Source organism: Sphingomicrobium aestuariivivum (assembly GCF_024721585.1).
GTDB lineage: Bacteria > Pseudomonadota > Alphaproteobacteria > Sphingomonadales > Sphingomonadaceae > Sphingomicrobium > Sphingomicrobium aestuariivivum.
Map to the genome: position 1 here is coordinate 85,613 of NZ_CP102629.1, position 26,342 is coordinate 111,954.

General features: G+C 66.8%; 22 protein-coding genes and 1 tRNA gene. 11 read left to right on the plus strand and 12 right to left on the minus strand.

Going from position 1 to position 26,342, the window contains the following annotated elements; translation table 11 throughout:
• The first annotated feature begins 56 nt into the window (after positions 1 to 56).
• Entirely contained in the window at positions 57 to 3,932 is a 3,876-nt protein-coding gene (locus NUW81_RS00375; RefSeq protein WP_260508513.1) for a beta strand repeat-containing protein, read from the plus strand.
• A 217-nt stretch (positions 3,933 to 4,149) separates the two neighbouring features.
• On the opposite strand, the gene NUW81_RS00380 is transcribed toward NUW81_RS00375, so the two are convergent.
• The 6 genes from NUW81_RS00380 to NUW81_RS00405 form a co-directional block, all read right to left on the minus strand.
• Positions 4,150 to 4,225: transfer RNA gene (locus NUW81_RS00380), tRNA-Lys, on the minus strand.
• A gap of 132 nt (positions 4,226 to 4,357) precedes the next feature.
• Positions 4,358 to 5,488, minus strand: coding sequence for a rod shape-determining protein RodA (gene rodA / locus NUW81_RS00385; RefSeq protein WP_245109158.1), 1,131 nt, complete (start codon positions 5,486 to 5,488; stop codon positions 4,358 to 4,360).
• Entirely contained in the window at positions 5,485 to 7,422 is a 1,938-nt protein-coding gene (mrdA, locus tag NUW81_RS00390; protein ID WP_245109160.1) for a penicillin-binding protein 2, read from the minus strand. Before mrdA ends, rodA begins: the two co-directional genes overlap by 4 nt.
• 7 nt (positions 7,423 to 7,429) lie before the next feature.
• A complete protein-coding gene (gene mreD / locus NUW81_RS00395; RefSeq protein WP_245109162.1) occupies positions 7,430 to 7,966 on the minus strand; it encodes a rod shape-determining protein MreD in 537 nt (178 codons plus the stop codon).
• Positions 7,966 to 8,877: a rod shape-determining protein MreC gene (locus tag NUW81_RS00400; protein ID WP_245109165.1), complete on the minus strand. Its 912-nt coding sequence runs from the start codon at positions 8,875 to 8,877 to the stop codon at positions 7,966 to 7,968. Before NUW81_RS00400 ends, mreD begins: the two co-directional genes overlap by 1 nt.
• Positions 8,878 to 8,894: 17 nt before the next feature.
• The gene (locus NUW81_RS00405; RefSeq protein ID WP_245109167.1) at positions 8,895 to 9,938 is read right to left on the minus strand and encodes a rod shape-determining protein; all 1,044 of its coding nucleotides are present in this window, start codon (positions 9,936 to 9,938) and stop codon (positions 8,895 to 8,897) included.
• A gap of 153 nt (positions 9,939 to 10,091) precedes the next feature.
• Here NUW81_RS00405 and mutL point away from each other — a divergent pair, with 153 nt between their 5' ends.
• The 3 genes from mutL to NUW81_RS00420 all read left to right on the plus strand — a co-directional run bounded on the left by mutL (position 10,092) and on the right by NUW81_RS00420 (position 13,028).
• On the plus strand, positions 10,092 to 11,933 hold the full coding sequence (gene mutL / locus NUW81_RS00410; RefSeq protein WP_245109169.1) for a DNA mismatch repair endonuclease MutL: 1,842 nt from the start codon (positions 10,092 to 10,094) through the stop codon (positions 11,931 to 11,933).
• A 162-nt stretch (positions 11,934 to 12,095) separates the two neighbouring features.
• Positions 12,096 to 12,722 (plus strand): outer membrane beta-barrel protein, encoded by a 627-nt coding sequence (locus NUW81_RS00415; protein WP_245109172.1) that lies wholly within the window; start codon positions 12,096 to 12,098, stop codon positions 12,720 to 12,722.
• A gap of 105 nt (positions 12,723 to 12,827) precedes the next feature.
• The gene (locus tag NUW81_RS00420; protein ID WP_245109174.1) at positions 12,828 to 13,028 is read left to right on the plus strand and encodes a hypothetical protein; all 201 of its coding nucleotides are present in this window, start codon (positions 12,828 to 12,830) and stop codon (positions 13,026 to 13,028) included.
• On the opposite strand, the gene ilvC is transcribed toward NUW81_RS00420, so the two are convergent.
• Together ilvC and miaA are read right to left on the minus strand one after the other, a co-directional pair.
• A complete protein-coding gene (gene ilvC / locus NUW81_RS00425) occupies positions 13,025 to 13,996 on the minus strand; it encodes a ketol-acid reductoisomerase (protein ID WP_245109176.1) in 972 nt (323 codons plus the stop codon). The two genes, NUW81_RS00420 and ilvC, sit on opposite strands and share 4 nt — an antisense overlap.
• Before the next feature lie 11 nt (positions 13,997 to 14,007).
• Positions 14,008 to 14,940, minus strand: coding sequence for a tRNA (adenosine(37)-N6)-dimethylallyltransferase MiaA (miaA, locus tag NUW81_RS00430; protein WP_245109179.1), 933 nt, complete (start codon positions 14,938 to 14,940; stop codon positions 14,008 to 14,010).
• Between miaA and serB the strand changes: the two genes are divergently transcribed.
• On the plus strand, positions 14,933 to 15,772 hold the full coding sequence (gene serB, locus NUW81_RS00435; protein WP_245109182.1) for a phosphoserine phosphatase SerB: 840 nt from the start codon (positions 14,933 to 14,935) through the stop codon (positions 15,770 to 15,772). The two genes, miaA and serB, sit on opposite strands and share 8 nt — an antisense overlap.
• Here the strand turns inward: serB and NUW81_RS12010 are convergent.
• Entirely contained in the window at positions 15,754 to 16,734 is a 981-nt protein-coding gene (locus NUW81_RS12010) for an SPOR domain-containing protein (RefSeq protein ID WP_280638864.1), read from the minus strand. The genes serB and NUW81_RS12010 overlap by 19 nt on opposite strands.
• Positions 16,735 to 16,920: 186 nt before the next feature.
• Between NUW81_RS12010 and NUW81_RS00450 the strand changes: the two genes are divergently transcribed.
• From NUW81_RS00450 to NUW81_RS00460, 3 genes are read left to right on the plus strand one after another with little or no spacing between them, the layout of a single operon-like run.
• Positions 16,921 to 17,655: an AAA family ATPase gene (locus NUW81_RS00450; protein WP_245109184.1), complete on the plus strand. Its 735-nt coding sequence runs from the start codon at positions 16,921 to 16,923 to the stop codon at positions 17,653 to 17,655.
• 24 nt (positions 17,656 to 17,679) lie between these two features.
• Positions 17,680 to 18,927, plus strand: coding sequence for a hypothetical protein (locus NUW81_RS00455; protein WP_245113804.1), 1,248 nt, complete (start codon positions 17,680 to 17,682; stop codon positions 18,925 to 18,927).
• A gap of 28 nt (positions 18,928 to 18,955) precedes the next feature.
• Complete coding sequence (locus tag NUW81_RS00460; RefSeq protein ID WP_245109186.1) at positions 18,956 to 20,389, plus strand: SPOR domain-containing protein; 1,434 nt, start codon at positions 18,956 to 18,958, stop codon at positions 20,387 to 20,389.
• A gap of 67 nt (positions 20,390 to 20,456) precedes the next feature.
• On the opposite strand, the gene NUW81_RS00465 is transcribed toward NUW81_RS00460, so the two are convergent.
• Genes NUW81_RS00465 through NUW81_RS00475 form a run of 3 tightly spaced genes read right to left on the minus strand, consistent with a single transcriptional unit; the run spans position 20,457 to position 23,032 of the window.
• On the minus strand, positions 20,457 to 21,359 hold the full coding sequence (locus tag NUW81_RS00465) for an aspartate carbamoyltransferase catalytic subunit (protein WP_245109188.1): 903 nt from the start codon (positions 21,357 to 21,359) through the stop codon (positions 20,457 to 20,459).
• 9 nt (positions 21,360 to 21,368) lie between these two features.
• Positions 21,369 to 21,839, minus strand: a complete 471-nt coding sequence (gene ruvX / locus NUW81_RS00470) for a Holliday junction resolvase RuvX (RefSeq protein WP_245109190.1) — start codon at positions 21,837 to 21,839, stop codon at positions 21,369 to 21,371.
• Positions 21,836 to 23,032 carry a DUF3089 domain-containing protein gene (locus NUW81_RS00475; RefSeq protein ID WP_245109192.1) on the minus strand — a complete coding sequence of 399 codons (1,197 nt, stop codon included), beginning with the start codon at positions 23,030 to 23,032 and terminating at the stop codon, positions 21,836 to 21,838. The genes ruvX and NUW81_RS00475 overlap by 4 nt, the downstream gene beginning before the upstream one ends.
• Before the next feature lie 77 nt (positions 23,033 to 23,109).
• On the opposite strand from NUW81_RS00475, the gene gatC reads away from it, so the two are divergent.
• Genes gatC through gatB form a run of 3 tightly spaced genes read left to right on the plus strand, consistent with a single transcriptional unit; the run spans position 23,110 to position 26,338 of the window.
• Positions 23,110 to 23,397 (plus strand): Asp-tRNA(Asn)/Glu-tRNA(Gln) amidotransferase subunit GatC, encoded by a 288-nt coding sequence (gene gatC, locus NUW81_RS00480; RefSeq protein ID WP_245109194.1) that lies wholly within the window; start codon positions 23,110 to 23,112, stop codon positions 23,395 to 23,397.
• Positions 23,397 to 24,875, plus strand: coding sequence for an Asp-tRNA(Asn)/Glu-tRNA(Gln) amidotransferase subunit GatA (gene gatA, locus NUW81_RS00485; RefSeq protein WP_245109198.1), 1,479 nt, complete (start codon positions 23,397 to 23,399; stop codon positions 24,873 to 24,875). The genes gatC and gatA overlap by 1 nt, the downstream gene beginning before the upstream one ends.
• Complete coding sequence (gatB, locus tag NUW81_RS00490; RefSeq protein ID WP_245109200.1) at positions 24,872 to 26,338, plus strand: Asp-tRNA(Asn)/Glu-tRNA(Gln) amidotransferase subunit GatB; 1,467 nt, start codon at positions 24,872 to 24,874, stop codon at positions 26,336 to 26,338. The genes gatA and gatB overlap by 4 nt, the downstream gene beginning before the upstream one ends.
• Positions 26,339 to 26,342: the final 4 nt, after the last annotated feature.

Below are 26,342 nucleotides of genomic sequence, written 5' to 3' on the forward strand. Positions count from 1 at the left end.
TTAACGGCTGCCGCCTTAGTCGGTCTATCCCACCTATCTCTTTCCAAGGTATTACTGTGCGTAAATTTGCGGGTTGCTCGGCCCTCACGCTCTCCTTCATGCTGGTCGAACCGGCAGCGGCTCAGACCGTCACGCTCAACGCCGAATTCCAAGGCGGCGCGATCGCCGAATATACGAATGGCGCGAACGGGGCGCAGAACGGCGCGCTGTTCAGCGCCTTGTCGATATCGTCGATTGCGATCAGTCAGGATTCCGCAACCGGTGAATGGGGCGGCACGCAAGGTAATGACGTCGATGTCACCGTTACCATTACCTACAATGATGGCACGCCGACCTTGGTGTTTCCCGGCGCGATCAACTGGGTGAAGAATGCGGGGCAGGGTAATTTCGACTGGATCGGCATTACCACCCTGACCAACCAGAATGACGGCTACACGCCGCCGACCGCGGGCGCGTCGAAGACCTACATTCTCCAGTTCCCGCAAAGCTCGGCCGATCTCGCCGCGCTGGTAGCGGCCAACAATATCGGCGGCAGCGCGAATTCGGGCGGCGCGCTCAACGCACTCAACAAATATTTTCCCGGCCCCGGATCGAGCGACTTCACCTTCAGTTCGGGCAGCAGCTTCACCTATCTCGAAAATCGTGGCGACGCCGACACCATCGCTTCCGTTAGGGCCACCAATGCCGGCGGGACGGTGACCTATGCCATCACTGGCGGCAACGCCGATGGCTGGTATGAAATCGATCCGTCGACGGGCGATATCAGCCTGACGCCCGCAGGCGTGGCTGCTGCTGAACCCAATGATTTCGAAATCGCGCCCAACAGCCGTGTAATTCAGGTCGAGGCGACAGACACGCGCCAGTCGGGCAGCGATGTCATCGTGCAGACGGTTACGCTCACGGAGAGCGATGTGAACGAGGTGGCGGCGATCGCCTTCTCGAGCGGCAACGCCTTTACCTATGCCGAGAACAGCGCGGCCGATACGGTGATCACGACCGTGGCGGCGAGCGGCGGCTCGGGCGCGCTGACCTACAGCATCAGCGCGGGCAATGACGATGGCTGGTTCGCGATCGACGGTACCTCTGGCGAAGTGACGCTGACCGCGGCAGGTGCGGCGGCGGCGGCCAACGACTTCGAGACACTGGCCAATGCGCATGTCCTGACCATTGCGGCGAGCGATGGCAGCAGCACCACCAGCATGGACGTCACGCTTTCCGAAACCGACGTCGACGAGGGACCGGCCTTTACCGGCACCAATGCCACTGACGGCGGGGGTAGTCCGTCCTATGCGTTCACCTATGCCGAGAACCAGGCCGCCGATGCGGTGCTCGGCCAAGTCTTTGCGAGCGACCCCGATGCGGGTGCCTCGCTGACCTACAGCATCAGCGCGGGCAATGACGATGGCTGGTTCGCGATCGATGGTTCGAGCGGCGAGATCAGCCTGACCGCAGCGGGTGCGGCGGCAGCGGCAAACGACTTCGAGACCACGCCCAATGCGCATGTGCTCACGGTTGCTGTCAGCGACGGCACCAACAGCAGCACCATCGAAGCTGCGCTCACGGAGAGCGATGTGAACGAGGTGGCGGCGATCGCCTTCTCGAGCGGCAACGCCTTTACCTATGCCGAGAACAGCGCGGCCGATACGGTGATCACGACCGTGGCGGCGAGCGGCGGCTCGGGCGCGCTGACCTACAGCATCAGCGCGGGCAATGACGATGGCTGGTTCGCGATCGACGGTACCTCTGGCGAAGTGACGCTGACCGCGGCAGGTGCGGCGGCGGCGGCCAACGACTTCGAGACACTGGCCAATGCGCATGTCCTGACCATTGCGGCGAGCGATGGCAGCAGCACCACCAGCATGGACGTCACGCTTTCCGAAACCGACCTCGACGACAGCGCGCCGGTCATCGGCGGCGCGGGCGGCAACCCCGGCGATGCGACCGCGAGCGTGAGCGTGCCCGAGGGCAGCACCGCGGTGGCGAGCCTCACCGCCGATGAAGGCGTGACCTGGTCGATCACCGGGGGCGACGACAATGGCGCCTTCGCGATCGATGCGGGCGGCAACATCACCTTCAACGCCGCGCCCGATTTCGAGGCACCGACCGACAATGACGGCGGCAACGACTATGTGCTCGAGGTCACCGCGACCGACGGCAACGGCAATGCCTCGGTGCAGACCATCACGGTCAATGTCACCGACCTCGACGACAGCGCGCCGGTCATCAGCACGCCGGGCGGCAACCCGGGCGATGCGACCGCGAGCGTGAGCGTGCCCGAGGGCAGCACCGCGGTGGCGAGCCTCACCGCCGATGAAGGCGTGACCTGGTCGATCACCGGGGGCGACGACAATGGCGCCTTCGCGATCGATGCGGGCGGCAACATCACCTTCAACGCCGCGCCCGATTTCGAGGCACCGACCGACAATGACGGCGGCAACGACTATGTGCTCGAGGTCACCGCGACCGACGGCAACGGCAATGCCTCGGTGCAGACCATCACGGTCAATGTCACCGACCTCGACGACAGCGCGCCGGTCATCGCTGTTGACGGCGTCGTGCAACATGGCGGTGTCGCATCGCTCGACATTGTCGAGGATACCGTCTTCGTCACGGCGCTAACGGCAAACGAGGATGTCAGCTGGAACATTGTTTCGGGTGACGACCAGGGGCACTTCACGATCGATGGCACGCAGGGACTGGTTCTCAACGCCGCGCCCGACTTCGAGGCACCTACCGATAGCAATGGCGACAACGTCTACCTCTTGGTGGTCGAGGCAACCGACCAAGCGGGCAATGTCACGCGTCTCGCAATCGATGTCACCGTGCTCGACCATGTCGAATTGCAGCAGAGGGTCGATGAGATCGCGGGCGCCCTTCAAAACGGGCTTACCAGCCACGCCCTGCTCGGGCTAGGCGACTTGCTCGGCTATCATGAGGAACTGATGCTCGATGATCGCAATTGCGATCAGGCGCGGCAGAAGGGCGACTTGTCAGGTTCGATCCAAGCAAATGAGAAGCGGCAGAATGCCGACATCCGCTTCCAGGAAGCCCTGTCATCCTGTGGTCGTAGTCTTCAAATGATGCTCGATGCAGGCGCGACCTTCAGCAACTATGCAGGCGACAGCCGTGTTCGTGGCTTCGCTGCACTGCGGATCGAAAAGACATTCGATGAGGATATCGCTCTTGGCGTGTCGGCGATCGGAACGACGTCGTCGAGCAGCCTTATCGGCTTCGATGACGGCCGGATCTCCGATACGGGCGGAAATTTGCAGGCCTATGGCCGTGTCCGCCTCGATGACAATCTGGTTGGCGGTGCCTTCGTGGGCCTCGGCCGCAGCTGGTACGAATTTGATCTTCAAGACGATGGCTTGCTGCTCGACGGTCAATTTGATGGCGACCGCGTGCTCGCGGGTGCGATGCTGCGCGGAGATTTCGAACTGGGCGGACGGCCCGGCCATGTCGATTTTGTTATCTCGCATGGCAGCGAGCAACTCGGCGATGTGCGCTTCGATGCCGCATTCGAAGACGAAACGGCCAGCGATCTAGTGCTGCGGCTCGGCCGAGTGGATCTGACGCGGATCAGCCTACCCCTGACCTATTCGCCCTTAGCCCCCAATGCGGGCGAGGCAGGCACGGGTCTTGACCTTGCCAGTGGTCTGCTTTGCCAGACCGGCATACTCGATCGCACTCTCGATTGTGGGTTCCAGGGGGGCGGTCGTCTGTGGCACCGCGCGGACAACGGAGACGTGCTGTTCCTTGATGCCGACTACGAACGCGTCGGTGCGGTCGAGCGGTTGCGGCTGCACGGCGGCTACAGCTTCGACATCGGGTTGGGTGAGAAGGTCAGACTGGAGGCCGACGCCGGCTCGACCATCGATGAAGCCAAGCGCCCCGATCTCGGCGGCGAGGTTCGACTGAATATCAGATATTGAGGTGATCGTGGCGGGGAAACCCGCCACTTCGCCGCCAAGCGGGACGCTCGGCCGGCCATGAATGCTTCTCGCATTCTGGCCGCGCCGAGTTTTCCTGCGTGAACAGAGATCGAGCCCCCCTCTTGAGGGTGCGGGGCCAGTCCGCATACAGCTGAGCGCGAGGGCTGCCATGCCACCGTTCGTGGAGCGACCCATGCTTCGAAATGTAAGGAAAAAATGGTGGACGCACTAGGGCTCGAACCTAGGACCCGCTGATTAAGAGTCAGCTGCTCTACCAACTGAGCTATGCGTCCACACTTTTTCGAAAAGCATCGAGAAGCCGAGGCTTCGTCGTGCGGTGAAGGGGCCTCTAATGGGGGTATGCGCGCTTTGCAACCGAAAAAATGCACCGCCCCCAAAATTCCCCCCGCAGGGGGCGTCGAGGCCTAGCCGCCGAAGGCGCTCTGGCGCCGCCGGTCGGCCTGTTTCGACTGCCGGTCGAAGGCGATGAGGATGCCGATCATCAGCATGGTCGTCATCACCACCGAGCCGCCGTTCGACACGAGCGGGAGCGGGATACCGACGACGGGCGCCATACCCATCACCATCATGAGGTTGATGGCGCAGTAGAAGAAGAGGGTGACCGTCAGCCCCGCCGCGCCGAGTTGGGAGAAGCGGGTGCGGCCGCGGCGCGCCACGCGCATGCCCCAAAGGATGACGCCCGCGAAGGCGAGGATCAGGACCACGCCGCCGGCAAGGCCCCATTCCTCGACGATGGCCGAGAAAGCGAAGTCGGTATGGCCTTCGGGGAGATATTCGAGGTGGCTCTGCGAGCCCTGCATATAGCCCTTGCCCCACAAGCCGCCCGACCCGATCGCGATCTTCGACTGGGTGAGGTTGTAGCCCGCGCCCAGCGGATCGGCATCGGGGTTGAGGAAGATGAGGATGCGGCGCTGCTGATATTCCTCGAGGAAGCCAATGGCCACGGGCAGCGCAGCGGCGATGGCGGCTAGCCCTCCCGCGAACAGCCACCAGGGCAGACCGGCGAGGAACATGACGACGATGCCGCCGAAACCGAGCGCGAGCGCGGTGCCGAGGTCGGGCTGGATGAGGGTGAGGGCGGCGGGCATGCCGATGAGGATCGCCGCCGGCCAGATCGCCCGCCAGCGCCGCACGTCGCCCGCGGGCAGGAGTTCGTAGAAACGCGCGAGCATGAGTACCAGCACGGGCTTCATGAATTCCGACGGCTGCAGCTTCATGAAGCCGAGGTCGATCCAGCGCTGTGCGCCCATGCCGACGAAGCCGAAGAATTCCACCGCCAGCAGCATGGCGAGGATGACGATATAGGCGACCGGCGTCAGCCCCTTGATCCAGCTTTCGGGGACGTAGCTGACGCCCAGCGCGACACCGAACATGAAGATGAAGATGATGCCCTGCCGCAGCGCCCACGGCTGGAGCGAGCCGCCGGCCGAGGAATAGAGGTGGGCGATGCCGAAGCCGCCGATCAGGAACACGAGGGTGATGAGGCCCCACGGTAGCCGCGCGAGCGGCTGGGGGATGATCGAGGAGAGCATCATGCGGTGTCGTCCCCGATGCTGCGACCGGCGGCATTGCCCTCGGCGATGGCGAGGACGCGGCGCTGGAAGGCGGCCTCGCGCTCGGCGAGCGAGCCGCCCCATTGTTCTTCATAGGAGGCGAGCTGTTCCATCGCCTTGGCCTTGTCGAAGAGGAAGGTCATGACATCGCGTGCGATCGGAGTCGCGGTGCCGGAGGTGCCGCCATGCTCGACCGTGACGCACATGGCATAGCGCGGATTGTCGTACGGCGCGTAGCAGACGAAGTGGCCGTGATCCTTATACTTCCACGGCACGTTCTTGCCGTCGCCATATTGCAAGCCGCGCACCTGGCTGGTGCCGGTCTTGCCCGCGACTTCGACACCTTCGATAGGGACGCGCGCGGTGCCCGCCGTGCCGGCGCTGTTGACCACCTGCCACATGCCCTCGCGGGTGACGGCGAGATGCTCTTCGGGAATGTCGAGCGGGGCGGCGGCATCATGATGCGCGCCGAGGAGGCGCGGCAGCACCTGGCGGCCGCTGGCGATGCGCGCGGTGTGGACCGCCAGTTGCAGCGGGTTGAGGATGACATAGCCCTGGCCGATGGCGGCGTTCAACGAGTCCGCGGAGGTCCACTGCTGGTCGTATTTGCGCAGCTTCCATGCGCTGTCGGGAATGGTGCCGTAGCTCTGGCTGACCAGCGGCAGGTCGTATTTCATGCCAAGCGTGAGCTTGCGCGCCATTTCCGCGACCGCATCATAGCCGACGCGGTGGCTCATGGCGTAGAAATAGGTGTTGCAGCTCTTCATGATCGCGTCGCGCATGTTCATCGCGCCATGACGCTTGAGGCAGCGGAAGAAACGGCTGCCGAGCTGGTAGCCGCCGCCGCAGAATACGCGCTCCTCCGGGTCGACGCCTTCGGCCTGGAAGGCGAGCGCGTTCATGGGCTTGAGGCACGAGCCCGGCGGGTAGAGCGAATTGACGGTCTTGTTGACGAGCGGGCGGCGCTCGTTTTCCGAGAGCAGCTTCCATTCGGTCTGGCCGATCCCGTCGGAGAAGCTGTTGGGGTCGTAGGCGGGCATCGAGGCCATGCACAGGATGTCGCCCGACATCACGTCGACGACGACCACCGCGCCGCTCTCAAGGCCGAGGCGGCGGGCGGCATATTCCTGCAGGTCGACGTCGATCGACAGCTTGACCGTATTGCCCGAGCGGTCGGGCTTGGGTTCGAGTTCGCGAACGAGCTTGCCGCGTGCGGTGAGTTCGACGCGCTGGCCGCCGGGCTGGCCGCGCAGGCGCTGTTCAAGCACTTCCTCGAGGCCTTCCTTGCCGATCTTGAAGCCCGGCGTGACGAGCAGCGGGTTCTTGTCCTCGGCGACATATTCCTCGCGGTTGGCGATGCCGACATAGCCGATGAGGTGGCCGACCGCGCTGCCCGCCGGATAGTAGCGCGAGAAGCCGCGCTGGGGCAGCACGCCCTCGAGGTCGGGCAGGCGCACCGAGACGGCGGCATAATTGTCGTAGGGCACGTTCTCGGCGAGCTGGACCGGCTGGTAGCCCGACTTGGTCTCGACCTCGCGGCCGATGCGGTCGACCTGTTCGGGGTCGAGGTCGAGCAGCGCGGCGGCCTCGCGGATGGTGACGTCGAGACGGCCTTCGGGAACCTGGTCCGCGATGAGGTCGACGCGGAAGTCCGAGCGGTTGATGGCGATCGGCTTGCCGTTGCGGTCGACGATCCAGCCGCGGCGCGGGGGGACGATGATGAGCTGGACGCGATTGTCCTCCGCCATCGTCTGATATTTCTGGTTCTGGCTGACCGACAGATAGCCGAGGCGCGCGATCAGCGCGCCGGCGAACAGCGTCTGGATCCCGCCCACGACCAGCGTGCGGCGGTCGAACGCCTCCTTGCGCTGCGCTTCGGTGAAGCGGTGGACCTTCTTCTTCGCCGGCTTGGCCATGGCGCCCTTATACCCCGTTCTTGCGCAACCGGTAACGGTCGAGCCACGCCACCAGGCTCGCCACGATCGGGAAGGCGAAGATGGTGATCACGATCGGGGGCCATATTGCCGACAGGGGCATTGCCGCGCCCTGAATGGCGGCGATCCACCACTGGATGAATTCGGCGGCGAGAATGAGGAAGGCGGCGAGGACCCATTCGCTCAGCCAGTTGCGCCCCAGTTTGCGCGCGTCGACCACGTCGATGAGGAGCAGCGCGAAACAATAGGTCACGACCGACAGACCGATAGGGTGCATGGTGAGGAGGTCGTTTACGAGCCCCAGCGGGATCGCCCACCAGTTGGGGAAGGGGTCCGAGCGGTGCATTCGCCAGGCGAGCAGCATGATGAAGCCGGCATCGGGCCACCAGCCCTTGAGGCTGACGATCGGCAGGATGGCGACGAACAGGCTGGCGAGGGCGATGCTGGCGGCGGGAAGATATTCGGCGAACGGGCGCGGCCCCTGTGCGAAGCCCGGCGGGCGCGGACGCGGGCGGGCGCGGCGCATTATTGCGCCACGTCCGGCGCCATGGCGCCCTCGGCCTCGTCGAGCGGGGCCTCGTAATCGGCCAGCGCGGCAGGCTCGAACGGTGCCTCGACGAGCGCGATACCCGACTGGGCGGGGCTGGCCAGCGGCACGGCAAGCGCACCGTCGTCGTCGAGCCGGACGACGCGGGCGACGGGCACACGCGGCGGGTAGAGCCCGCCCGTGCCCGAGGTCACGATGACATCGCCGACCTTGAAGGGATTGCGGCCGACCTCGAGGGGCCTGAGGTCGACATTGCCCTCGCCGGTCCCGCGCGAGATGATCGGCTCGCCGGAGCGCAAGATCCGCGCCGGCACGATCGCCGAACGGTCGGAGATGAGGAGGACGCGGCTGGAATAGGCGCCGGTCGCGGTGACGCGCCCGAGAAGGCCGTCGGGACTGCGCACGGGCATGCCGTTGCGCACGCCATTGGCGCGTCCCGCCGAGAGCACCGCGAAACGACGCACGCTGTCGTGGCTCGAGCCGATGATGCGACCCGCGGCCACGGTGTTTACACTCCGCTCGCGCAGTTGGAGCGCGGCTTTCAATTGCTCGTTCTCGCGTTCGAGCGCGGCGGCGCCCAGTGCCTGCCGGCGCAGCGCGTCGCGCTGCTTCTTCAGCGCTGCATTCTGGTTCGCCGCGTCCCAATAGTCGCCCGCGCCGGTGAAGACACCGTTCACGGTCGAACCGACCGAGGCGAGCGCCTGCGCGGCAGGGCGGGTGGCATCGGTGGCGGCGCCGCGCATCCCGTCGAAGGTGCGCGGCGCGATCACCGAGATGGCGAGTAGGACGAGGCCGAGCGCCAGCCCCGCCGCCAGGGCGACGAAGCTGAAGAACAGGCTATATTGCGCACGCCGCGACCATCCGGGGCGACGGAACTTGCTCGCCGCCATCTAGATACGCCCCCTGATCAGACCGTCAGCAGCACGCCGCGGAACTGGTCTTCCTCCAGCGCGCGGCCAGTGCCCATGGCAACGCAGGTGAGGGGGTCGTCGGCGACGATGACGGGCAGGCCCGTTTCGTCGCGCAGCACCTCGTCGAGGCCCTCGAGCAGCGCGCCGCCGCCGGTAAGGACGATGCCCTGGTCGCAGATGTCGGCGGCCAGTTCGGGCGCGGTGTTCTCGAGCGCGATGCGCACGCCCTCGACGATCGTGCCAACCGGTTCCGACAGCGCTTCGGCGATCTGGCCCTGGTTGATGGCGATTTCCTTGGGCACGCCGTTAACGAGGTCGCGGCCCTTGATGTAGACCGTCTCGCCGATGCCGTCGGCGGGCGGCTTGGCGATGCCGACTTCCTTCTTGATCCGCTCGGCCGTGGCTTCGCCGATCAGGAGGTTGTGGTTGCGGCGGACGTAGGAGGAGATGGCTTCGTCCATCTTGTCGCCGCCGACGCGCACCGAGGTGGTGTAGGCAAGGCCGCGCAAGCTGAGGACGGCGACTTCGGTGGTGCCGCCGCCGATGTCGACGACCATCGAGCCGACGGGCTCGGTCACCGGCATGTCGGCGCCGATCGCGGCCGCCATCGGCTCCTCGATCAGGTAGACGGCGCTCGCGCCCGCGTTCGAGGCGGCGTCACGGATGGCACGGCGCTCGACATTGGTCGCGCCCGAGGGGATGCAGATGACGATCTCGGGGAAGCGCCAGGCGCGCATCTTGCCGCCATGCACCTTCTGGATGAAGTGCTTGATCATTTCCTCGGCCACGTCGATGTCGGCAATGACGCCGTCGCGCAGCGGGCGGATCGCGTCGATCGCCTCGGGGGTCTTGCCCATCATGAGCTTGGCGTCGTCACCGACCGCCTTCACTTTCTTGATGCCGTTCACCGTCTCGATCGCGACGACCGACGGTTCGTTCAACACGATGCCGCGCCCGCGAACATAGACGAGCGTGTTGGCGGTGCCGAGGTCGATGGCCATGTCATGGCTCATCCATTTGAACCATTTCGTCCAGAACATATGGGCGCTTTCCATTTTGCTGTTATGGTGGCCGCAACGCACTAGGAGGCGCGCAGTCTCCAACGGTTAAACAAGATTTGTTGAAAGCTAATTGAATTTCGGCGGAAATCCGCGCTTTCGGTTGCTGTGAACAAGTGAGCGAATATAGTTGATATGTCAATAAGAAGGCTGCCGAATTCCCTGATCGACAGGATCGCTGCGGGCGAGGTTGTCGAACGTCCCGCGAGCGCCCTGAAAGAACTCGTGGAAAACGGTTTGGATGCAGGCGCGCGGCGCATTCGTGTCCAGCTAGAGGGCGGCGGCACGACCCGTATCCTCGTCGAAGACGACGGCCATGGCATGGACGCCGCCGACATGCGCCTCGCGCTCGAGCGGCACGCCACCTCCAAGCTGCCCGACGAGGCGATCGAGGACGTCGAGAGCTTCGGCTTTCGCGGCGAGGCGCTGCCTTCCATCGCCAGCGTGTCGCGCTTCACGATCGAGAGCCGCGCGGCGGGTGGGGAGGGCTGGCGGCTCGTCACCGACCATGGGCAGCGGGTCGAGGATGCGCCGGCCAGCGTGCCGCCCGGCACCCGCGTCACCGTCGAGGAGCTGTTCGGCAAGGTGCCCGCACGGCGCAAGTTCATGCGTAGCCCCCGCGCCGAATATCAGGCCGCGCTGGACGTGATGCGCCGCCTCGCGATGGCGCGCCCCGACGTCGCCTTCCGCTTCGAGCATGACGGGCGCACGATCATCGCGGTGCAGCCGCAGTCGGCGCCCGAACGTGTCGCCGCGCTGCTCACCCCCGAGCTGGCGAAGAATGCCGTCGGGGTCGACCACCAGCGTGGCGAGCTCCGGCTCGAGGGGGTAGTGTCGCTGCCCACCTTCAACCGCGGCATGGGCGACCAGCAATATCTGTTCGTCAACGGCCGCCCCGTGAAAGACAAGCTGCTGACCGGCGCGCTGCGCGGCGCCTATCGCGACCTGATCGCGCGCGATCGCCACCCGATCGCCGCGCTGTTCGTCAGCTGCCCGACGCAGGAGGTCGACATCAACGTCCACCCCGCCAAGACCGAAGTGCGTTTTCGCGACGCGCAGGGCGTGCGCGGGCTGATCGTCGGCGGTGTGCGGCGCGCGCTCGAGGAAGCGGGGCATCTATCGGCGGCGCGCGACCAGCATGCGCAGCCCGCCAACTGGCAGGTCGAAGGGCAGCCGATGGCCCCGGGGGCGGGCGATCTCGCCCCGCCGCCGCTCGCGCCGTCTCCCATGCCGCAGCCGCTGCCGCAGGGCACCGGCGTGCCGTCCCACGTCCGCGATTTTCGCGCCGACTATGCCGCGCCGACGGGGCGCAACGACGGGCTCGCCGCGATCATGGCTGCCGCCCCGCTCGCCCGCGCAGAGGCCGCCGAGGCGCCCGTGCCCGAGGCGAGACGCCACCCGCTCGGCGCCGCGCGCGGCCAGATCGCTGCCACCTATGTCGTCGCCGAGGCCGAGGACGGGCTCGTCATCGTCGACCAGCATGCCGCGCACGAGCGCCTCGTCCTCGAGGCGATGCGGAAAGCGCGCGAAGGGCAGGGGGTGGCCAGCCAGCCATTGCTCATCGCCGAACCGGTCGAACTGGACGAAGCCGATTGCGAACGGCTCGAGGAAGCCGCCCCAGACCTTGCCAAGGTCGGGCTCGAGATCGAGCGCTTCGGCCCCTCGACCATGCTGGTGCGCGCCACTCCCGCGCCGCTCGGCGACAAGGTGAAGGCGCCGCAGCTCCTTGCCGACATCGCCGCCGAACTGGCCGAACTAGGCGCCGCGCCGACGCTCCAGGACCGGCTCGACCTCGTCGCGGGTACCATGGCCTGCCACGGCTCGGTCCGCGCGGGGCGCATCCTCTCGGTCCCCGAGATGAACGCGCTCCTCCGCCAGATCGAGACCACCCCCCATTCGGGCCAGTGCAACCATGGCCGGCCGACCTGGGTAAAGCTCGCCCTCGGCGATGTCGAAAAACTGTTCGGGCGGCATTAGCGAAACCTTCCCGAAACTTTTCACTGTCACTTAAGTCCTGACATTCCAGCACCTTGTGCCAGCCTGTCGCGCAGATGAACCGGACCATCACCGGTGGTTCAGTCTCGTCTCGCGATGGCTTGGCCGAGGCAAAATTCCATCAGCATCACAAGGGAGTATTACATGCTGAAATCCGTTCTGGCCGCGAGCGCTGCTTTCACTGCGCTTGTCGCCGCCACCCCCGCCGCCGCGCAGATGGGCATGGTCCCCGGCGTGCCGACCGCGCCCTCGGGTCCGCGTATCGAACTGCAGGCCGGTTTCGAAGGCGACCGCGCCGACCTCGCTGGTCTCACCTATGAAGCCGACGGCAGCTTCTTCGCCGTGGCGGTGGGCTATGACATTCCCGTCGGCCCCGTCGCGCTCGGCATCGACTTCGAAGCCGGCCAGAGCGGTATCGAGAATGCCGTCGCCTACGAGGACTTCGACGGCTTCGTGACCGGCACGCTCGAAAATGACAGCGACCTCTATCTCGGCGGCCGCGTGACGCTGCCGGTCGGCCCGCTGTTCGATATCTATGCCAAGGCCGGTTACAGCCAGGTCGGCACCATCGCCGACCTTACCATCGATGACGGCGTCGACCTGTTCAACGAGTTCATCGAGGACAAGGAAGACGGCCTGCGCGTCGGCTTCGGTGCCCGCTATTACATCATCGGCGGTGCCTATCTCGGCGGCGAATATCGCTACTCCAACTATGACGAGAGCGAGATCACCAAGCACCAGGCGGTCGCCACCCTCGGCTACCACTTCTAGGCTTCGGTCCGACCGGAAAAGCGCCTCTCCCGCCGCTCGTCGACGGGGGAGGCGACTTTTTATGCGCGATCTGTTATGACGCACCCGAAATTACGGGAGGCGAGCATGCCCGACAGTGACCGTATCTATTATGCGCAGCGTGCTGCGGAGGAAATGGAGCTTGCCCAGAGCGCGGGTGATCCTGCCGTGATGGACGTCCATCGCCGCATGACCCGCCGCTATCTCGAGCGCGCGCTGGTGGGCGACCGCCCCGGCGACGAACTCGACGACGAGGGCCTCGTCGGCGAGGCCGCACCGGTCGGCTAGGACAGCCGCTCGATTTCTTCGCGAACGGCTTCGGCGGGATGCTCCCGGGAGCGCTCCCGCGCGCTCGACAGCAGCGGATAACCCTCGGCGGCTTCCTCCGCGAGCTGTGCGGCGAATTCGCCTTCGCGCACGCTTTTCATGATGTCGCGCATGCGAGTGCGCACATGGTGGTCGACGATTGCCGGCCCGCCCAGTACCGCGCCCAACTCGGCGGTATTGGAGATGACCTCGCGCATGCCCGCGATGCCGCGCGCCTCGATGAGGTCGGCGAGGAGCTTCAACTCCTTGACGCATTCGAAATAGGCGACCTCTTCCGAATAGCCCGTCTCGACCAGCGTCTCGTAGCCCGCGAGCAGCAGGGCGGGCACGCCGCCCCACACCACAGCCTGCTCGTTGAACAGGTCGGCGACGCATTCCTCCTCGAAGGAGGAGGCGATGAGGCCCGCGCGCGCGCAGCCGATCGCCTGCCCGTAGGCGAGCGCCATGGCCTTTGCATGTCCCGTACGATCTTCGGCCACCGCCCAGAGCCCGGGCATGCCCTTGCCCTCGGTATAAAGCTGCCGGAGCGCGGTCCCGGGGCCCTTGGGCGCGAGGAGGATGACATCGAGATCCCCGCGCGGCCGGATATGGTTGAAGTGCACGGCGAGCCCGTGACTGAAGCCCAAGGCGCTGCCTTCTTCGAGTGCGGGTTCGATGGTGCCGTAGATGCCGGTCATCAGCTCGTCGGGCACCAGCATCATGGTGAGCGCCGCGCCCTTCGGGGCCTCCTCGAGCGGCAGGGCGGTAAGCCCGTCGGCGCGAACCTTGTCGAAACTATTGCTGCCCTCGCGCAGGCCGACCACCACGTCGACCCCGCTGTCGGCGAGGTTGAGCGCCTGCGCACGGCCCTGGTTGCCATAGCCGATGATGGCGATCCGTTTGCCGGTAAGCGGGGCGGGATCGATGGCGTCGTCGCTGATGATATCCATGACTCTCGTCCTTAAGCTGCGGGGGCAAGCAGGGCTAGGGCGCGGGCCAGCGCGTCCTCGCAATCGAGCGGATCGGTGAAGCGCGGCCAGTCGCCGGGCGGCTGGCGGCGAAACCACGTATATTGCCGCTTCATATATTGGCGCGTGGCGAGCTGGCCCGCGGCGATTGCCTCGTCGAGGCCAATGTCGCCAGACAGGTATGCCGACAGTTCGGGCACGCCGATCGCGCGCATGACGGGAAGCGCGGGATCGAGCCCGCGGGCAAGCAGCGTCTCGACCTCTTCCACCGCGCCCTGTTCCACCATCGCCGCGAAGCGCCGGTCGCAGCGGGCGGCAAGCCAGTCGCGGGGCGGCAGGAGGAGGAGCGGGCGCAAGGCCACTTCGTCGCCGATGCCGCCCTCCTTGCGCGCCTGCCAGTAGGAGAGGGGGTGACCGGTCGAACGGACCACTTCGAGCGCGCGGGCGATGCGGAGGCTGTCGCCAGGGTTGAGCCGCGCCGCTGCCACCGGATCTTCCTGTTCGAGCGCTGCGTGATTGTCCGCCGTTTCCGCTTCGCGGATGGCGGCGCGGATCGCGGGGTCGATGTCGGGAACGGGCGCGATGCCGTCGAGCAGGGTGCGCAGGTAGAGCCCCGTCCCGCCGACGAGGATGGGCAGCTTGTCGGCCGCATGCGCCGCCGCGATCTCGTTTTTCGCCAGCGTCGCCCAGTCGGCCGCCGAGCAGGGCTGCGCGCCGTCGCGAACGCCATAGAGGCGGTGCGGCGCGCGCGCCTGTTCCGCCGCGTCGGGGCTGGCGGCAAGCACCGACAGGTCGGCATAGATTTGCGCGCTGTCGGCGTTGATGACCACACCGTCGTCGGCCTCGGCAAGGCGCAGCGCCAGTTCGGACTTGCCGCTGGCGGTCGGACCCGCGATGAGGGCGAGAGGAGAAAGAACCTTGGCCATTGCCACGCTGATAGCAGCCGGACCGCTCGATGCCAGCCGCGTCGACATGCTGGCGACCGAACTGGCCGCCGCCACCCAGTGGCAGGGCAGTCGGACCGCCGTGCGGATGACGACCGGTCATGACGTTGCCGCGCTGCGCGAGGCACTGGACGGGCTCGAGGCGATCGACGCCATCGTCCACGACCATGAGGGGCCACCCGCCCTCTTCCTTGCCGACATGGACAGCACCATGATCGGGCAGGAATGTATCGACGAACTGGCTGCCGAGGCTGGGGTGGGCGACCGTGTCGCCGAGATCACCGAGCGGGCGATGCAGGGCGAACTCGACTTCGAAGGCGCGCTGCGCGAACGGCTGGCCCTTCTCGAAGGGCTCGACACGGCCGTGATCGAGCATCTCCTCGCCACGCGGATCGTCCCCAATGCGGGCGCGCGCGATCTCGTTCAGGGGCTCAAGGCGGCGGGAACGCGGACCGTGCTGGTCTCGGGGGGCTTCACCGCCTTCGCCGATCCCGTTGGACGCGCGCTTGGCTTCGACCGCGTCGTCGCCAACCGGCTCGAGGTCGTTAACGGCAGGCTGACCGGCGGGGTCGACGGGCCGATCGTCGACGGCGCGGTCAAGCGCGCCGTGCTCGTCGAGGAACGCGCCGCGCGGTCAGGGCCGGTGGTCGCGATCGGCGATGGCGCCAACGACCTGCCGATGCTCGGCGAAGCCGATCTCGGCATTGCCTATCGCGCCAAGCCCAAGGTGGCCGCCGCCGCCGATGCGCGGCTCGACCATGGCGATCTCGAAAGCCTGTTGTGGAGCCTCGCCCCTCAGGGCTTGAGCGCGTAGCAGGCCTGCCCGCGCGCCTCGAGCGCCGCGCAGGCGCGCTCGGCGCTCGCCATGCTGGCAAAGCCGGTGATGCGAAGCCGGGTCACGCCGCCGCCTTCGACATAGGCGGGGGATTTTCCGGCCAGCGCGGGCATGTCCTTCACCCGGTCGTAAAGCGACTGCGCCGCACCGCCGCGCGAGAAGGCACCGAGCTGCACCGCATAGGCGCCGCTCGTCGTGGCTGCGGGCTTGGACGCCGGTTTCGCCGTGGTGGCGGGGCGAGGCGCTTCGACTGTCTTGCGCGAGGGGGCTGGTGTCGCGGCGGGGGCCGCCGGTTTCGGTGCCGGACGGGGCTCGGCGGACGGGGCAACCGCGACCTCGGCGGGCGGGCTCAGGACTTCGGCCAGCTCGCGCTCGCCGCTCGCCAGCGCCTGCGCCAGCGCAACGCCCTCGCGCCGCGCATCGACCGAAAGCAGCTTGTCCATCTCGGCGAGCGTGGTGCGCGCCGGCGCGAGATCCTTGGCGGCCGCCCGGCTGACGAGCGCGTAACCCGTCACCATGTCGCGGGTCAGCGGCTCGCCGTTGAACAGCGCGGTGCCGTAGACGAGCATCGCGCGCGGCTCGCCCGCATCGGCGGCGCCGCGCAGCCAGCGCAGCCCCTCGGCACGGCGCCCCTCGCCATAGAGCATGAGCCCCAGATTGGTGCGCGCGCCGGTATGGCCCTGCCTTGCGGCGCGCTCGAACAGCGTGGCCGCCCGTGCCGCATCGCGCTGCACGCCGCGGCCGAGGCGATAGGCCTGGCCGAGATTGAACAGCGCGTCGCGGTCGCCCGCCTCGGCCAGCGGCGCCCATAGGGCGATGGCGCGACCATGCTCGCCCGCCTGCCAGGCGGCGATGCCTTTGGCGACGTCGCCCGCTGGGGCGGGAGGCGCGGCGGGCGCTGCAAGGGCGATGAGGAAGGCGGAAAAAATCGGAACCGTCATGCTTACCATTTCGCTACCATATCCGTTTGATATGACGTCACTAAGTGCTCGGCCGCACAGTGCCACAATGTCGGCCCGATGCAAGCGGGCGCACAACACCCACAAAGCGTTAACCAGATTTTAGTGCCCTTCAGGCCAATTGGCAGGAACACGAAACATTCGTCCAATTCCGGCGAGGGGAAAATAATGCGCGTTCTGGCTATGGCATCGCAGAAGGGTGGCTCGGGGAAGACCACCGTTTCGGGCCACCTGGCTGTTCAGGCCCAGCGGGCCGGACACGGTCCGGTCTGTCTTATCGACATCGATCCGCAGGGCTCGCTTGCCGACTGGTGGAACGAACGTGAAGACGAGATGCCTGCCTTCGCGCAGACCACCGTCGCCCGTCTCGCCTCGGACCTCGAAGTGCTGCGCCAGCAGGGCTTCAAGCTGGCGGTGATTGACACCCCGCCCGCGATCACCATGGCGATCCAGTCGGTCATCGCGGTGGCCGAGCTGGTCATCATCCCGACCCGCCCGAGCCCGCACGATCTTCGCGCCGTCGGCGCCACCGTCGACCTGTGCGACCGCGCCGGCAAACCCGCCATCTTCGTGGTGAACGCCGCGACCCCGAAGGCCAAGATCACCTATGAAGCGGCGGTCGCGCTGTCGCAGCATGGCACGGTCGCGCCGGTCACGGTCCATCACCGCACCGACTTCGCCGCCTCGATGATCGACGGCCGTACCGTCATGGAAATCGACCCCGAGGGCCGCTCGGCACAGGAGATCACCGAGCTGTGGTCCTATGTCGCGGACCGTCTCGAAAAGAACTTCCGCCGTACCGTCTTCGCCGCCCCCAACGTGGGTGGCGCCGCTCCGGCGCAGGGCGGCCAGCCCGCCGCGCCGCGTCCGGTCGGTGGCTTCGGTCGCCGGGTCGTCGGCTAGAGCGCAAGGAGAGGAGCGATCACGATGAATGCACCAAAGGCATTCGCGTCGCTCTCCGGAGGCCTGCTTGCCCGCAAGGGTTCGGCCCGTCCGGCGATGCGCCGCCAGAATTTCGGCCAGGTCGGCCCCGGCGGTCTCGATGACCTCGGCTGGAACGACATGGGCTTCGAAGCCCCCGCCGCCCCCTCGAGCGAGGAAGGCGCGTCGGTCGAACATATCAACCGCAACCCGCTGTCGGGCCTGACCCCGTCGCAGCCGGTGGTCCACGACCACCAGGCCAAGCTCGCCGCCGAATATGGCGAGGGTGACGAGGACATGGGCGATTACGCCGACGACGGTGCTGATCTTGACGATTCGACCGCGGAACTGTGGGATCCCGAAGCCGAGGGCGATTCGCCCAACGTCTTCGCGGGCCACCGCAGCGAAGCCAAGAAGGCCGACGCCTTCAGCGCGCCGATCCCGGCCGCCGAGGTCGAAGAGGAAGACGCCGTCGCCGAGACTCCGGCCTCGCGCCCGACCGTCTTCGACACGCCGCCCGTTTCGCAGAGCACCTTCGCTGCCCGTTCGGCCCCCGCCGCGGAACCAACCGCGTTCGATGCACCGGCCGAAGAGGTTGCTGCCGAGGAAGAAGGCGAGGCGCCCAAGCTGATGCGCACCGTCGCCGATCTCGCGCCGCTCACGGCCCAGCAGAAGAGCGAAGGCGGGGCATGGGGCGACGAGGAAGAGGGTGAAGAAGCCTACACCCCCGACATCGCGCAGGGCCTGTCGGGTGCCGACAGCTACGATGCCGGTGACGAGGGCGAGGACGAAGAAGATATCTTCGGTCTCGAGGAAGAAGCGACCGCCGAGGAAACGGCGGGCGACGACTTCGATCCCACCGTCAACAACCGTTTCGCCGCCTTCCTGTCGCGTCCGGCTCCGCAGCCGGTCTATGAAGAGGAAGCCGCCGAAGAAGAGGAACTCGTCCTTGGTGCGGACATGCAGGTCGTCGACCCGCAGCCCGCCGCCGAAGCCGAAGCCTTTGCCGACAGTGACGACAGCGACTGCAATGCGCTGTCCGACATGGATGTCGCCGAGGCCAAGGCCGGTGCCAAGGACAAGGCCGCCTTCACGCTGCGTCTCGATCGGGAGCGCCATCTCAAACTGCGTCTCGCCTGTGCCCTTACCGGCCAGTCGGCGCAGAAGATGGTGACCGAGGCGCTCGACCGCCTGCTGGGAGAGATGACCGAGCTCGACGAGCTGGTCGCGCAGGCTGGCGTGGAGACCGAATAAGGACCGATCAACCAGGGAAGGGTAGGTCATGAGCAAGAAGAACATCGGACGCACCATCGCGCTCGCTGCCATGGCAGCCGCGCTCGGCGCCTGCAGCATGTCGGATGGCGGCATGGGCGGCTTCGCCGGCAAGGTGGACAAGGACAATATCGGGCTCGCCAGCCGCGCGCAGGCTGCCCTCATCGAAGGCAATGAGGTCGAGGCAATCGCGCTGGCCGAACGTGCCGTCGAGAATACGCCGACCGATGCCGGTTTCCGTGCGCTGCTCGGGAACATCTACTTCGCCAACGGGCGCTTCGCCTCGGCCGAAGCGGCCTATCGCGACTCGCTCATGCTCATGCCTGCCCAGCCCAAGATCATCATGAAGAAGGCGCTGGTCGAGATCGCGCAGGGCAAGAACCGCCAGGCGCTTGCCGGGCTCGAGCAGGCGCGCGGCTATGTCGATCCCGCCGACCTCGGCCTCGCCGTCGCGATGGCCGGCCGCAAGTCGGTCGCCATCGAGATCCTCGAGAATGCGGCGCGCAGCCCCGCGGCCGACGCCCGCACCCGCCAGAACCTCGCGCTCGTCCATGCGATGAACGGCAATTGGGAAGCGGCCCGCACCATCGCGGCGCAGGACATTCCCGCCGACCAGCTCGAGGCGCGCCTCGCCAGCTGGATGCAGATGGCCAGCCCCGAGCATCCCTCGCAGCAGGTCGCAGCGCTCATCGGCGTGACGCCCAGCTACAGCGACCCGGGCCAGCCGGTCCGCCTCGCGCTCAACAGCGATGCCGACCAGCCGCGCTACGCCAATCTCGCGCCGCAGCCGCAGGCCCCCGCCGCCGCGCCGGTCGAAGCGCCGGTCGAGGTCGCGGTTGCCGAAGCGGCGCCGCAGCCGGTCGTCGCCATCGAGCCGTCGATCGCGCCGGAAGCCGCACCGATGGTGCTGGCGGCCAATATCGACATCCCCGTGCGTGACATCGAACTCGTCGACGTGACCGCCGAAGCGGCCGCCGCGGACGAGGCCGAGGCACGTCCCGCGCTCGACGTCGACCCGGTCGCCCCCGTGGCGCTGGTCGCCGAAGTGTCGCGCAACATCCGTAATGCCCGCGCCAGCGCCCCGCAGCCGGCGCTCAGCCTCGAGACCACCCGCCTCACCGAATCGGTGCGCAGCATCCGTTCGGAAGCCGTCGCGTCGGAAAAGGCGAGCCGTTCGGTCGTCCAGCTCGGCAGCTACTCGCAGCGCGCGAGCCTGCAGCGCGGCTGGGCCGTGGCCACCGCCAAGTTCGACCCGCTGACCGCCTACCAGCCGATGGCGGCCCGCTTCGAGCATGACGGCAAGACCTATTACCGTCTCGCCGCGCACGGCTTTGCCAGCGACGCGGCGGCGCGCGAGTTCTGCGCCAACGTCAAGGCCTCGCAGGGCGAATGCTTCGTCCGCAAGATGGCCGGCGACGCGCCGACCCGTTTCGCCTCGCGCTAGGCGAACCCAGACACGACAGTGTCCGCATGAGCGGCCCTCGTTCCTCGGAACGGGGGCCGTTCTCCTTTCAGGCGGTGTCGTCGCTGCCGTTGATGCACAGGTCGAGGACGGCCATGCGCATGGCTACCCCCATCTCGACCTGCGCGGTGATCAGCGAATGTTCGCTGTCGGCAAGTTCGCCGGTGATCTCGACGCCGCGGTTCATCGGGCCGGGATGCATGATCACGGCGCCGGGCGCGGCAGTCTTAAACCGATCTTCGGTCAGGCCGTAGCGCTCGAGATATTCGCCCGGCTTGTCGCCAAGGTCGGCGGACAGGCGCTCGCGCTGGATGCGCAGCATCATCACGACGTCGGCGCCCGCGACGGCCTCGTCGATCCCGTCGGGACCGTCATGCCCCTCGGGCATCAGTGCGGTCGGCCCCGCAAGGGCCACCTTGGCACCGAGGCGTTCGAGCAGCGCGTGGGTCGAGGAGGCGACGCGGCTGTGGCGGATATCACCGCAGATGGCGACCTTGAGACCTTCGACACGGCCGAAATGGTGGTGGATGGTCGCGGTGTCGAGCAGCCCCTGCGTGGGATGCTCGCCGGTCCCGTCGCCCGCATTGACGACGGCTGCACGGATCACCTCGGCGACGCTGTCGGGGGCGCCGGGTTCGGGATGGCGCATGACAAGCGCATCGGCCTGCATCGCATCCACCGTGAGCGCGGTGTCGATCAGCGTCTCGCCCTTGGCGACGCTCGACTTCTCGGCGGGCAGGGTCGTGACCATCGCGCCGAGGCGCTGCGCGGCCATGTCGAAGCTCAATAGCGTGCGGGTCGAATTCTCGAAGAAGGCGAGGACGACGCTGCGCCCGGCCAGCCGGTCGGCGCGCTTGTCGGCAACGCGATTATGTTCGAGCCAATGCTCGGCCTCGCGCAGGAGGTGGTCGAGCTGGTCGTCGGAAAGGTCGCTGGGGCGGATGAGGTCCATGGCCGCCTCCTAGTCGCGATGGGCGATGTTGACCAGCGCGTCGATGGCGCCCTGGAGGATGTGCGCGGCGGCCATCGCATCGACCTTGTCGGCGCGCTTGGCGCGGCTCACGTCGGCGTGGATCATCGCCCGCTCGACCGCCTGCGTCGACCAGCGTTCGTCCCACAGGAGGATGGGCAGGCCGAGGCTGTCGATGTTCCTCGCAAAGGCGCGGGTCGACTGGGTGCGCGGACTGTCGCTACCGTCCATGTTGAGCGGCAGGCCGACGACGAGGCCGGCAATCGCATTCTTTTCGACGAAGGCGGTGAGGACAGCGAAATCCTTCTGGAACTTGGTGCGGCGGATCGTCTCGGCGGGCCCCGCAAAGCTCCATGCCGCATCGCAGGTGGCAAGCCCGATGGTCTTGGTGCCGACGTCGAGGCCGGCAAGCTTTCCGCCCGGGCAGGATTCAAGGAATTCGGCGGTGTCGCTGGTGATCACGCGGCCCCGTCCTCCGGCATGTCCGAGCCGTTCCAGCTGTCGTAACGCCGCGCCAGATCCTCTCGAATGGCGCCCCAGAAGAGCGCATAGTCGAAGACGTGATAGTTGTTGCCGGGAAGGACGTAGGGCCCGAGCTCGGGCACCGTGCCGTTGAGGAGCAGCAGGCCGCGCTCGCAGCGCGCGCCGACCGACCCGGGCAAGAGCTGCGCGGTCGACAGCGTGGCATCCGGCACGAGCAGGCCGGGGTTGTCGGAGGGCACCGCTTCGCGGTCCTCAGCCCCGGTCAGCGGGTTGGTGCATACCAGCTGGTCGCGGTCGCGTTCGATCCCCGCATAGCCGTCGGCCTTGAGCCAGTCGCGCAGCACGAGGCTGGCGTTGGGCGGATCGCCGAAGGTGAGCCAGCTCATCAGGCAGGCGGCCTCCTCGGGGCCGGTACAGGCGGCAAGGCCGGTGGCCGGAAGGTCGGCCTCGGCATCGACCGGCCAACCGACGACATAGGTGGCGACGAGCCGATCCGCGAGCGCGGCCCTGTGCCCGGCAAGGAGGCGGAGCGCATGCAGGCCGCCCTGGCTGTGTCCCGCGACGACGATGGGGCCTTCCGGATTTTCCTCGAGGAAGACGGCAAAGGCATCCTCCACATCGCCATAGGCGACGTCGAGCGCGGCTTTCGCATTGTCCGATTGCGACAGGAAGGTGCCGAAGGTCGCCTGCCGGTAGCGCGGTGCCCAAACCTCGCCGATATTGTTGAAGGCGCTGGCCTGGCTCTTCACGAACAGTTCGGCACGGGTCTTCGCCATGCCGGTCAGCTCCATGTCGGCGTTCCAGCGGTCGGTCAGGAGATAGGTCGTCGGGTGGATGAAGAAGACGGCGACGGGGCGGTCGGCGGGCTCTTCTGTCATCGCCCCGGCAGGCGCGGGCAGGGCGGCTGCGTCCGCAGCGACCTCGACCTGCGCGGCGCCCTGATAGGGCTCGGGCTGCCAGTCGGCAAGGCTGTCCTCCATGTCGGGGCGCGCCCACCAGGCATTCAGGCTGGCATAGACCGACTCTTCCTGTTCGGGCGGCGCGACGAACTCGACCTTGGGCATGGCCTGGTCGGCAAGGATGCGGTCGCCATATTGGAAGAAGATGAAGGATCCCGCCACGACGAGCAGGGTGAGGAGGGCGACGATCCACAGGAAGATACGGGCAAGCATGCCCCTCAGGTAGCGATGGCGATGGCGCGCTGCAACATCGCTTGAAGGCGGTGCCCTGTCCGGCTAGGGAAGCGCCCATGTCTGTCACCATCGAACAGGTGCGCCATATCGCCAATCTGGCGCGCATAGAACTTTCCGACGAGCAGGCGGAAACGCTGCTCCCCGAACTCAACAACATCCTCGGCTGGGTCGAACAGCTGGGCGAGGTCGACACCAGCGGCGTCGAACCGCTCGCCACCGTGGTCGACCAGCAGATGCGGCTGCGCGAGGACGGCGTCACCGATGGCAACATCCGTGACAAGGTGCTGTCCAATGCGCCCGAGGCCCAGCACGGCTTCTTCGCCGTCCCGAAGGTGATCGAATAGTGAGCGACATTCTCGACCTCACCATCGCCCAGCTGCGCGATGGTTTCCGCAAGGGCGACTTTTCCGCGACCGACATTGCGACCCGCTATAATGAAGCGGTCGACGCGGCGGATGCGCTCAACGCCTATCTCGTCAAGACGCCCGAACTGGCACTCGGCGCCGCCAAGGCCGCCGACGAGGCGAAGGCCTCGGACAGCCTCAAGCCGCTGTCGGGCATCCCGCTCGGCATGAAGGACCTGTTCGCGACCGAAGGCGTGCTGACGAGTGCGGGCTCGAAGATGCTCGGCAACTTCAAGCCGCCTTACGAGAGCACGGTCTCGGCCAACCTCAAGGCGGCGGGCGCCGGCATGCTGGGCAAGCTCAACATGGACGAATTCGCCATGGGCTCGTCGAACGAGACCTGCGCGCATGGCAATGTCATCTCGCCGTGGCGCCGCGAGAATTCGAACGCCGCGATCACTCCGGGCGGTTCGTCGGGCGGCTCGGCTGCCGCGGTCGCCGCGCGCATCGCGCCGGGCGCCACCGGCACCGACACCGGCGGCTCCATTCGCCAGCCTGCCGCCTTCACCGGCATCGCAGGGATCAAGCCGACCTACGGCCGCTGCTCGCGCTGGGGCATCGTCAGCTTTGCCTCCTCGCTGGACCAGGCGGGGCCGATGGCGCGCGACGTGCGCGACTGCGCGATCATGCTCGAGGCGATGGCAGGTTTCGACCCCAAGGATTCGACCTCGATCGACGCGCCGGTGCCGCAGTGGGAAGCCAGCCTGTCGAGCGACCTCAAGGGCAAGCGCGTCGGTATTCCCAAGGAATATCGCATCGACGGCACCCCAGAGGAGATCAACAAGCTCTGGGAGCAGGGCGTCGAATGGCTGCGCGAGGCGGGTGCCGAGCCGGTCGAGATCTCGCTGCCGCACAGCAAGTATGCGCTGCCGACCTATTACATCATCGCGCCGGCCGAAGCCTCGTCCAACCTCGCCCGCTATGACGGGGTCCGCTACGGCCTTCGCGAGACGGTCGAGGGCGGTGGCCTTCACGACATGTACAAGGCCACCCGCTCGGCAGGCTTCGGCGACGAGGTGAAGCGCCGCATCATGATCGGCACCTATGTGCTGAGCGCGGGCTTTTACGACGCCTATTTCACGCAGGCGCAGCGCGTGCGTGCGCTGATCAAGGAAGATTTCCGCAAGGCCTTCGAGCAGTGCGACATGATCCTCACCCCGACGGCGCCGAGCGCGGCCTTCGGGCTGGGCGAGAAGTCGGACGATCCGATCGCCATGTATCTCAATGACGTCTTCGCGGTGCCCGCCTCGCTGGCCGGCCTGCCCGCGATGAGCGTGCCCGGCGGGGTGGACAAGGACGGGCTCCCGCTCGGCCTGCACCTCATCGGCAATGAAATGGACGAACAGACGGTGCTCAACGCCGGCCTCGCCATCGAGGAACGCGCGCCGAGCATCAAGCTTCCGGGGAAGTGGTGGTGAGCGACTATCGAGTAAAGGGCCAGAAGGGCAGCTATGAGGTCGTGATCGGCCTCGAGGTCCATGCCCAGGTCACCAGCGAAGCCAAGCTGTTTTCGGGTGCGGCCACCGCCTTCGGCGCCGAGCCCAACACGCAGGTCAGCCTCGTCGATGCGGCGATGCCCGGCATGCTGCCCGTGCCCAACAGGGAATGCATCCGCCAGGCGGTGCGTACCGGCATGGCGATCGACGCGCAGATCAACAAATGGTCGCGCTTTGATCGCAAGAACTACTTCTACGCCGATCTTCCGCAAGGCTACCAGATCTCGCAGCTCTACCACCCGCTGGTGGGCGAGGGCGAAATCGAGGTCAGCCCTGACGAGAAGAACCCCGATGCGACCAAGACCATCGGTGTCGAGCGCATTCATGTCGAACAGGATGCGGGCAAGCTGATGCACGACCAGCATCCGACCATGTCTTACGTGGATCTCAACCGCTGCGGCGTCGCGCTGATGGAGATCGTGTCCAAGCCCGACATGCGCTCGCCCGCCGAGGCCGGCGCATACTTGCGCAAGCTGCGCTCGATCCTGCGCTATGTCGGCAGTTGCGACGGCAATATGGAAGAAGGCTCGATGCGCGCCGACGTCAACGTGTCGGTGCGCCTGCCGGGCGAAGAGCTTGGCACCCGTACCGAGACCAAGAACGTCAACTCGGTCCGCTTCGTCATGCAGGTCATCGAGCATGAGGCAAAGCGTCAGGTGAAGGCGCTGGAGAGCGGGGAGGGGGTCAGCCAAGAAACCCGCCTGTTCGACGTCGCCAAGGGGATCACCCGGCCGCTCCGCTCGAAGGAAGATGCGCATGACTATCGCTACTTCCCCGATCCCGACCTGCTTCCGCTCGAACTCGACGATGAATTCCTCGCCGAGTGCCGGGCGAGCCTGCCCGAACTCCCCGACGCCAAGCTGAAACGCTACGAGGAGCTCGGCATCACGCCCTACAATGCCGCGGTGCTGACCGCCGAAGTCGAGACCGCCAACTGGTTCGACCGCCTGCTCGATGCGGGCGCCGAGGCCAAGGCTGCGTCCAACTGGGCCAACAGCGTGCTGCCGGGCATCCTCAACGCCAAGGAGGTGGACTTCTCCGACGAGCGCAACACCCCCGAGGCCTCCGCCGCCATCCTCAAGATGGTCGACGATGGCGACATCTCGAAGGGGCAGGCCAAGGAAGTCATGGAGCTCTATCTCGACGAAGGCGGCACCCCCGCCGAGGTGGTCGAGAAGCATGGCATGAAGCAGACCAGCGACACCGGCGCCATCGAGGCGGAGGTGGACAAGGTCCTCGCCGCCAATGCCGACAAGGTCGCGGAATATAAGGGTGGCAAGCAGGCGCTGTTCGGCTTCTTCGTCGGCCAGACGATGAAGGCGATGAAGGGCCAGGCGAACCCGCAGGTCGTCAACCAGATCCTGCGCGCCAAGCTTGACGGTTAAGGAG

Coding starts and splice junctions, on each gene's coding strand:
- rodA (WP_245109158.1), bottom strand. CDS start 5,488: ATGATGCTCTCCTCGATCATCCCCCAGCCGCTCGCGCGGCTACCGTGG.
- mrdA (WP_245109160.1), bottom strand. CDS start 7,422: ATGGCCAAGCCGGCGAAGAAGAAGGTCCACCGCTTCACCGAAGCGCAG.
- mreD (WP_245109162.1), bottom strand. CDS start 7,966: ATGCGCCGCGCCCGCCCGCGTCCGCGCCCGCCGGGCTTCGCACAGGGG.
- NUW81_RS00400 (WP_245109165.1), bottom strand. CDS start 8,877: ATGGCGGCGAGCAAGTTCCGTCGCCCCGGATGGTCGCGGCGTGCGCAA.
- NUW81_RS00405 (WP_245109167.1), bottom strand. CDS start 9,938: ATGTTCTGGACGAAATGGTTCAAATGGATGAGCCATGACATGGCCATC.
- mutL (WP_245109169.1), top strand. CDS start 10,092: ATGTCAATAAGAAGGCTGCCGAATTCCCTGATCGACAGGATCGCTGCG.
- NUW81_RS00415 (WP_245109172.1), top strand. CDS start 12,096: ATGCTGAAATCCGTTCTGGCCGCGAGCGCTGCTTTCACTGCGCTTGTC.
- NUW81_RS00420 (WP_245109174.1), top strand. CDS start 12,828: ATGCCCGACAGTGACCGTATCTATTATGCGCAGCGTGCTGCGGAGGAA.
- ilvC (WP_245109176.1), bottom strand. CDS start 13,996: ATGGATATCATCAGCGACGACGCCATCGATCCCGCCCCGCTTACCGGC.
- miaA (WP_245109179.1), bottom strand. CDS start 14,940: ATGGCCAAGGTTCTTTCTCCTCTCGCCCTCATCGCGGGTCCGACCGCC.
- NUW81_RS12010 (WP_280638864.1), bottom strand. CDS start 16,734: ATGACGGTTCCGATTTTTTCCGCCTTCCTCATCGCCCTTGCAGCGCCC.
- NUW81_RS00450 (WP_245109184.1), top strand. CDS start 16,921: ATGCGCGTTCTGGCTATGGCATCGCAGAAGGGTGGCTCGGGGAAGACC.
- NUW81_RS00455 (WP_245113804.1), top strand. CDS start 17,680: ATGAATGCACCAAAGGCATTCGCGTCGCTCTCCGGAGGCCTGCTTGCC.
- NUW81_RS00460 (WP_245109186.1), top strand. CDS start 18,956: ATGAGCAAGAAGAACATCGGACGCACCATCGCGCTCGCTGCCATGGCA.
- NUW81_RS00465 (WP_245109188.1), bottom strand. CDS start 21,359: ATGGACCTCATCCGCCCCAGCGACCTTTCCGACGACCAGCTCGACCAC.
- NUW81_RS00475 (WP_245109192.1), bottom strand. CDS start 23,032: ATGCTTGCCCGTATCTTCCTGTGGATCGTCGCCCTCCTCACCCTGCTC.
- gatC (WP_245109194.1), top strand. CDS start 23,110: ATGTCTGTCACCATCGAACAGGTGCGCCATATCGCCAATCTGGCGCGC.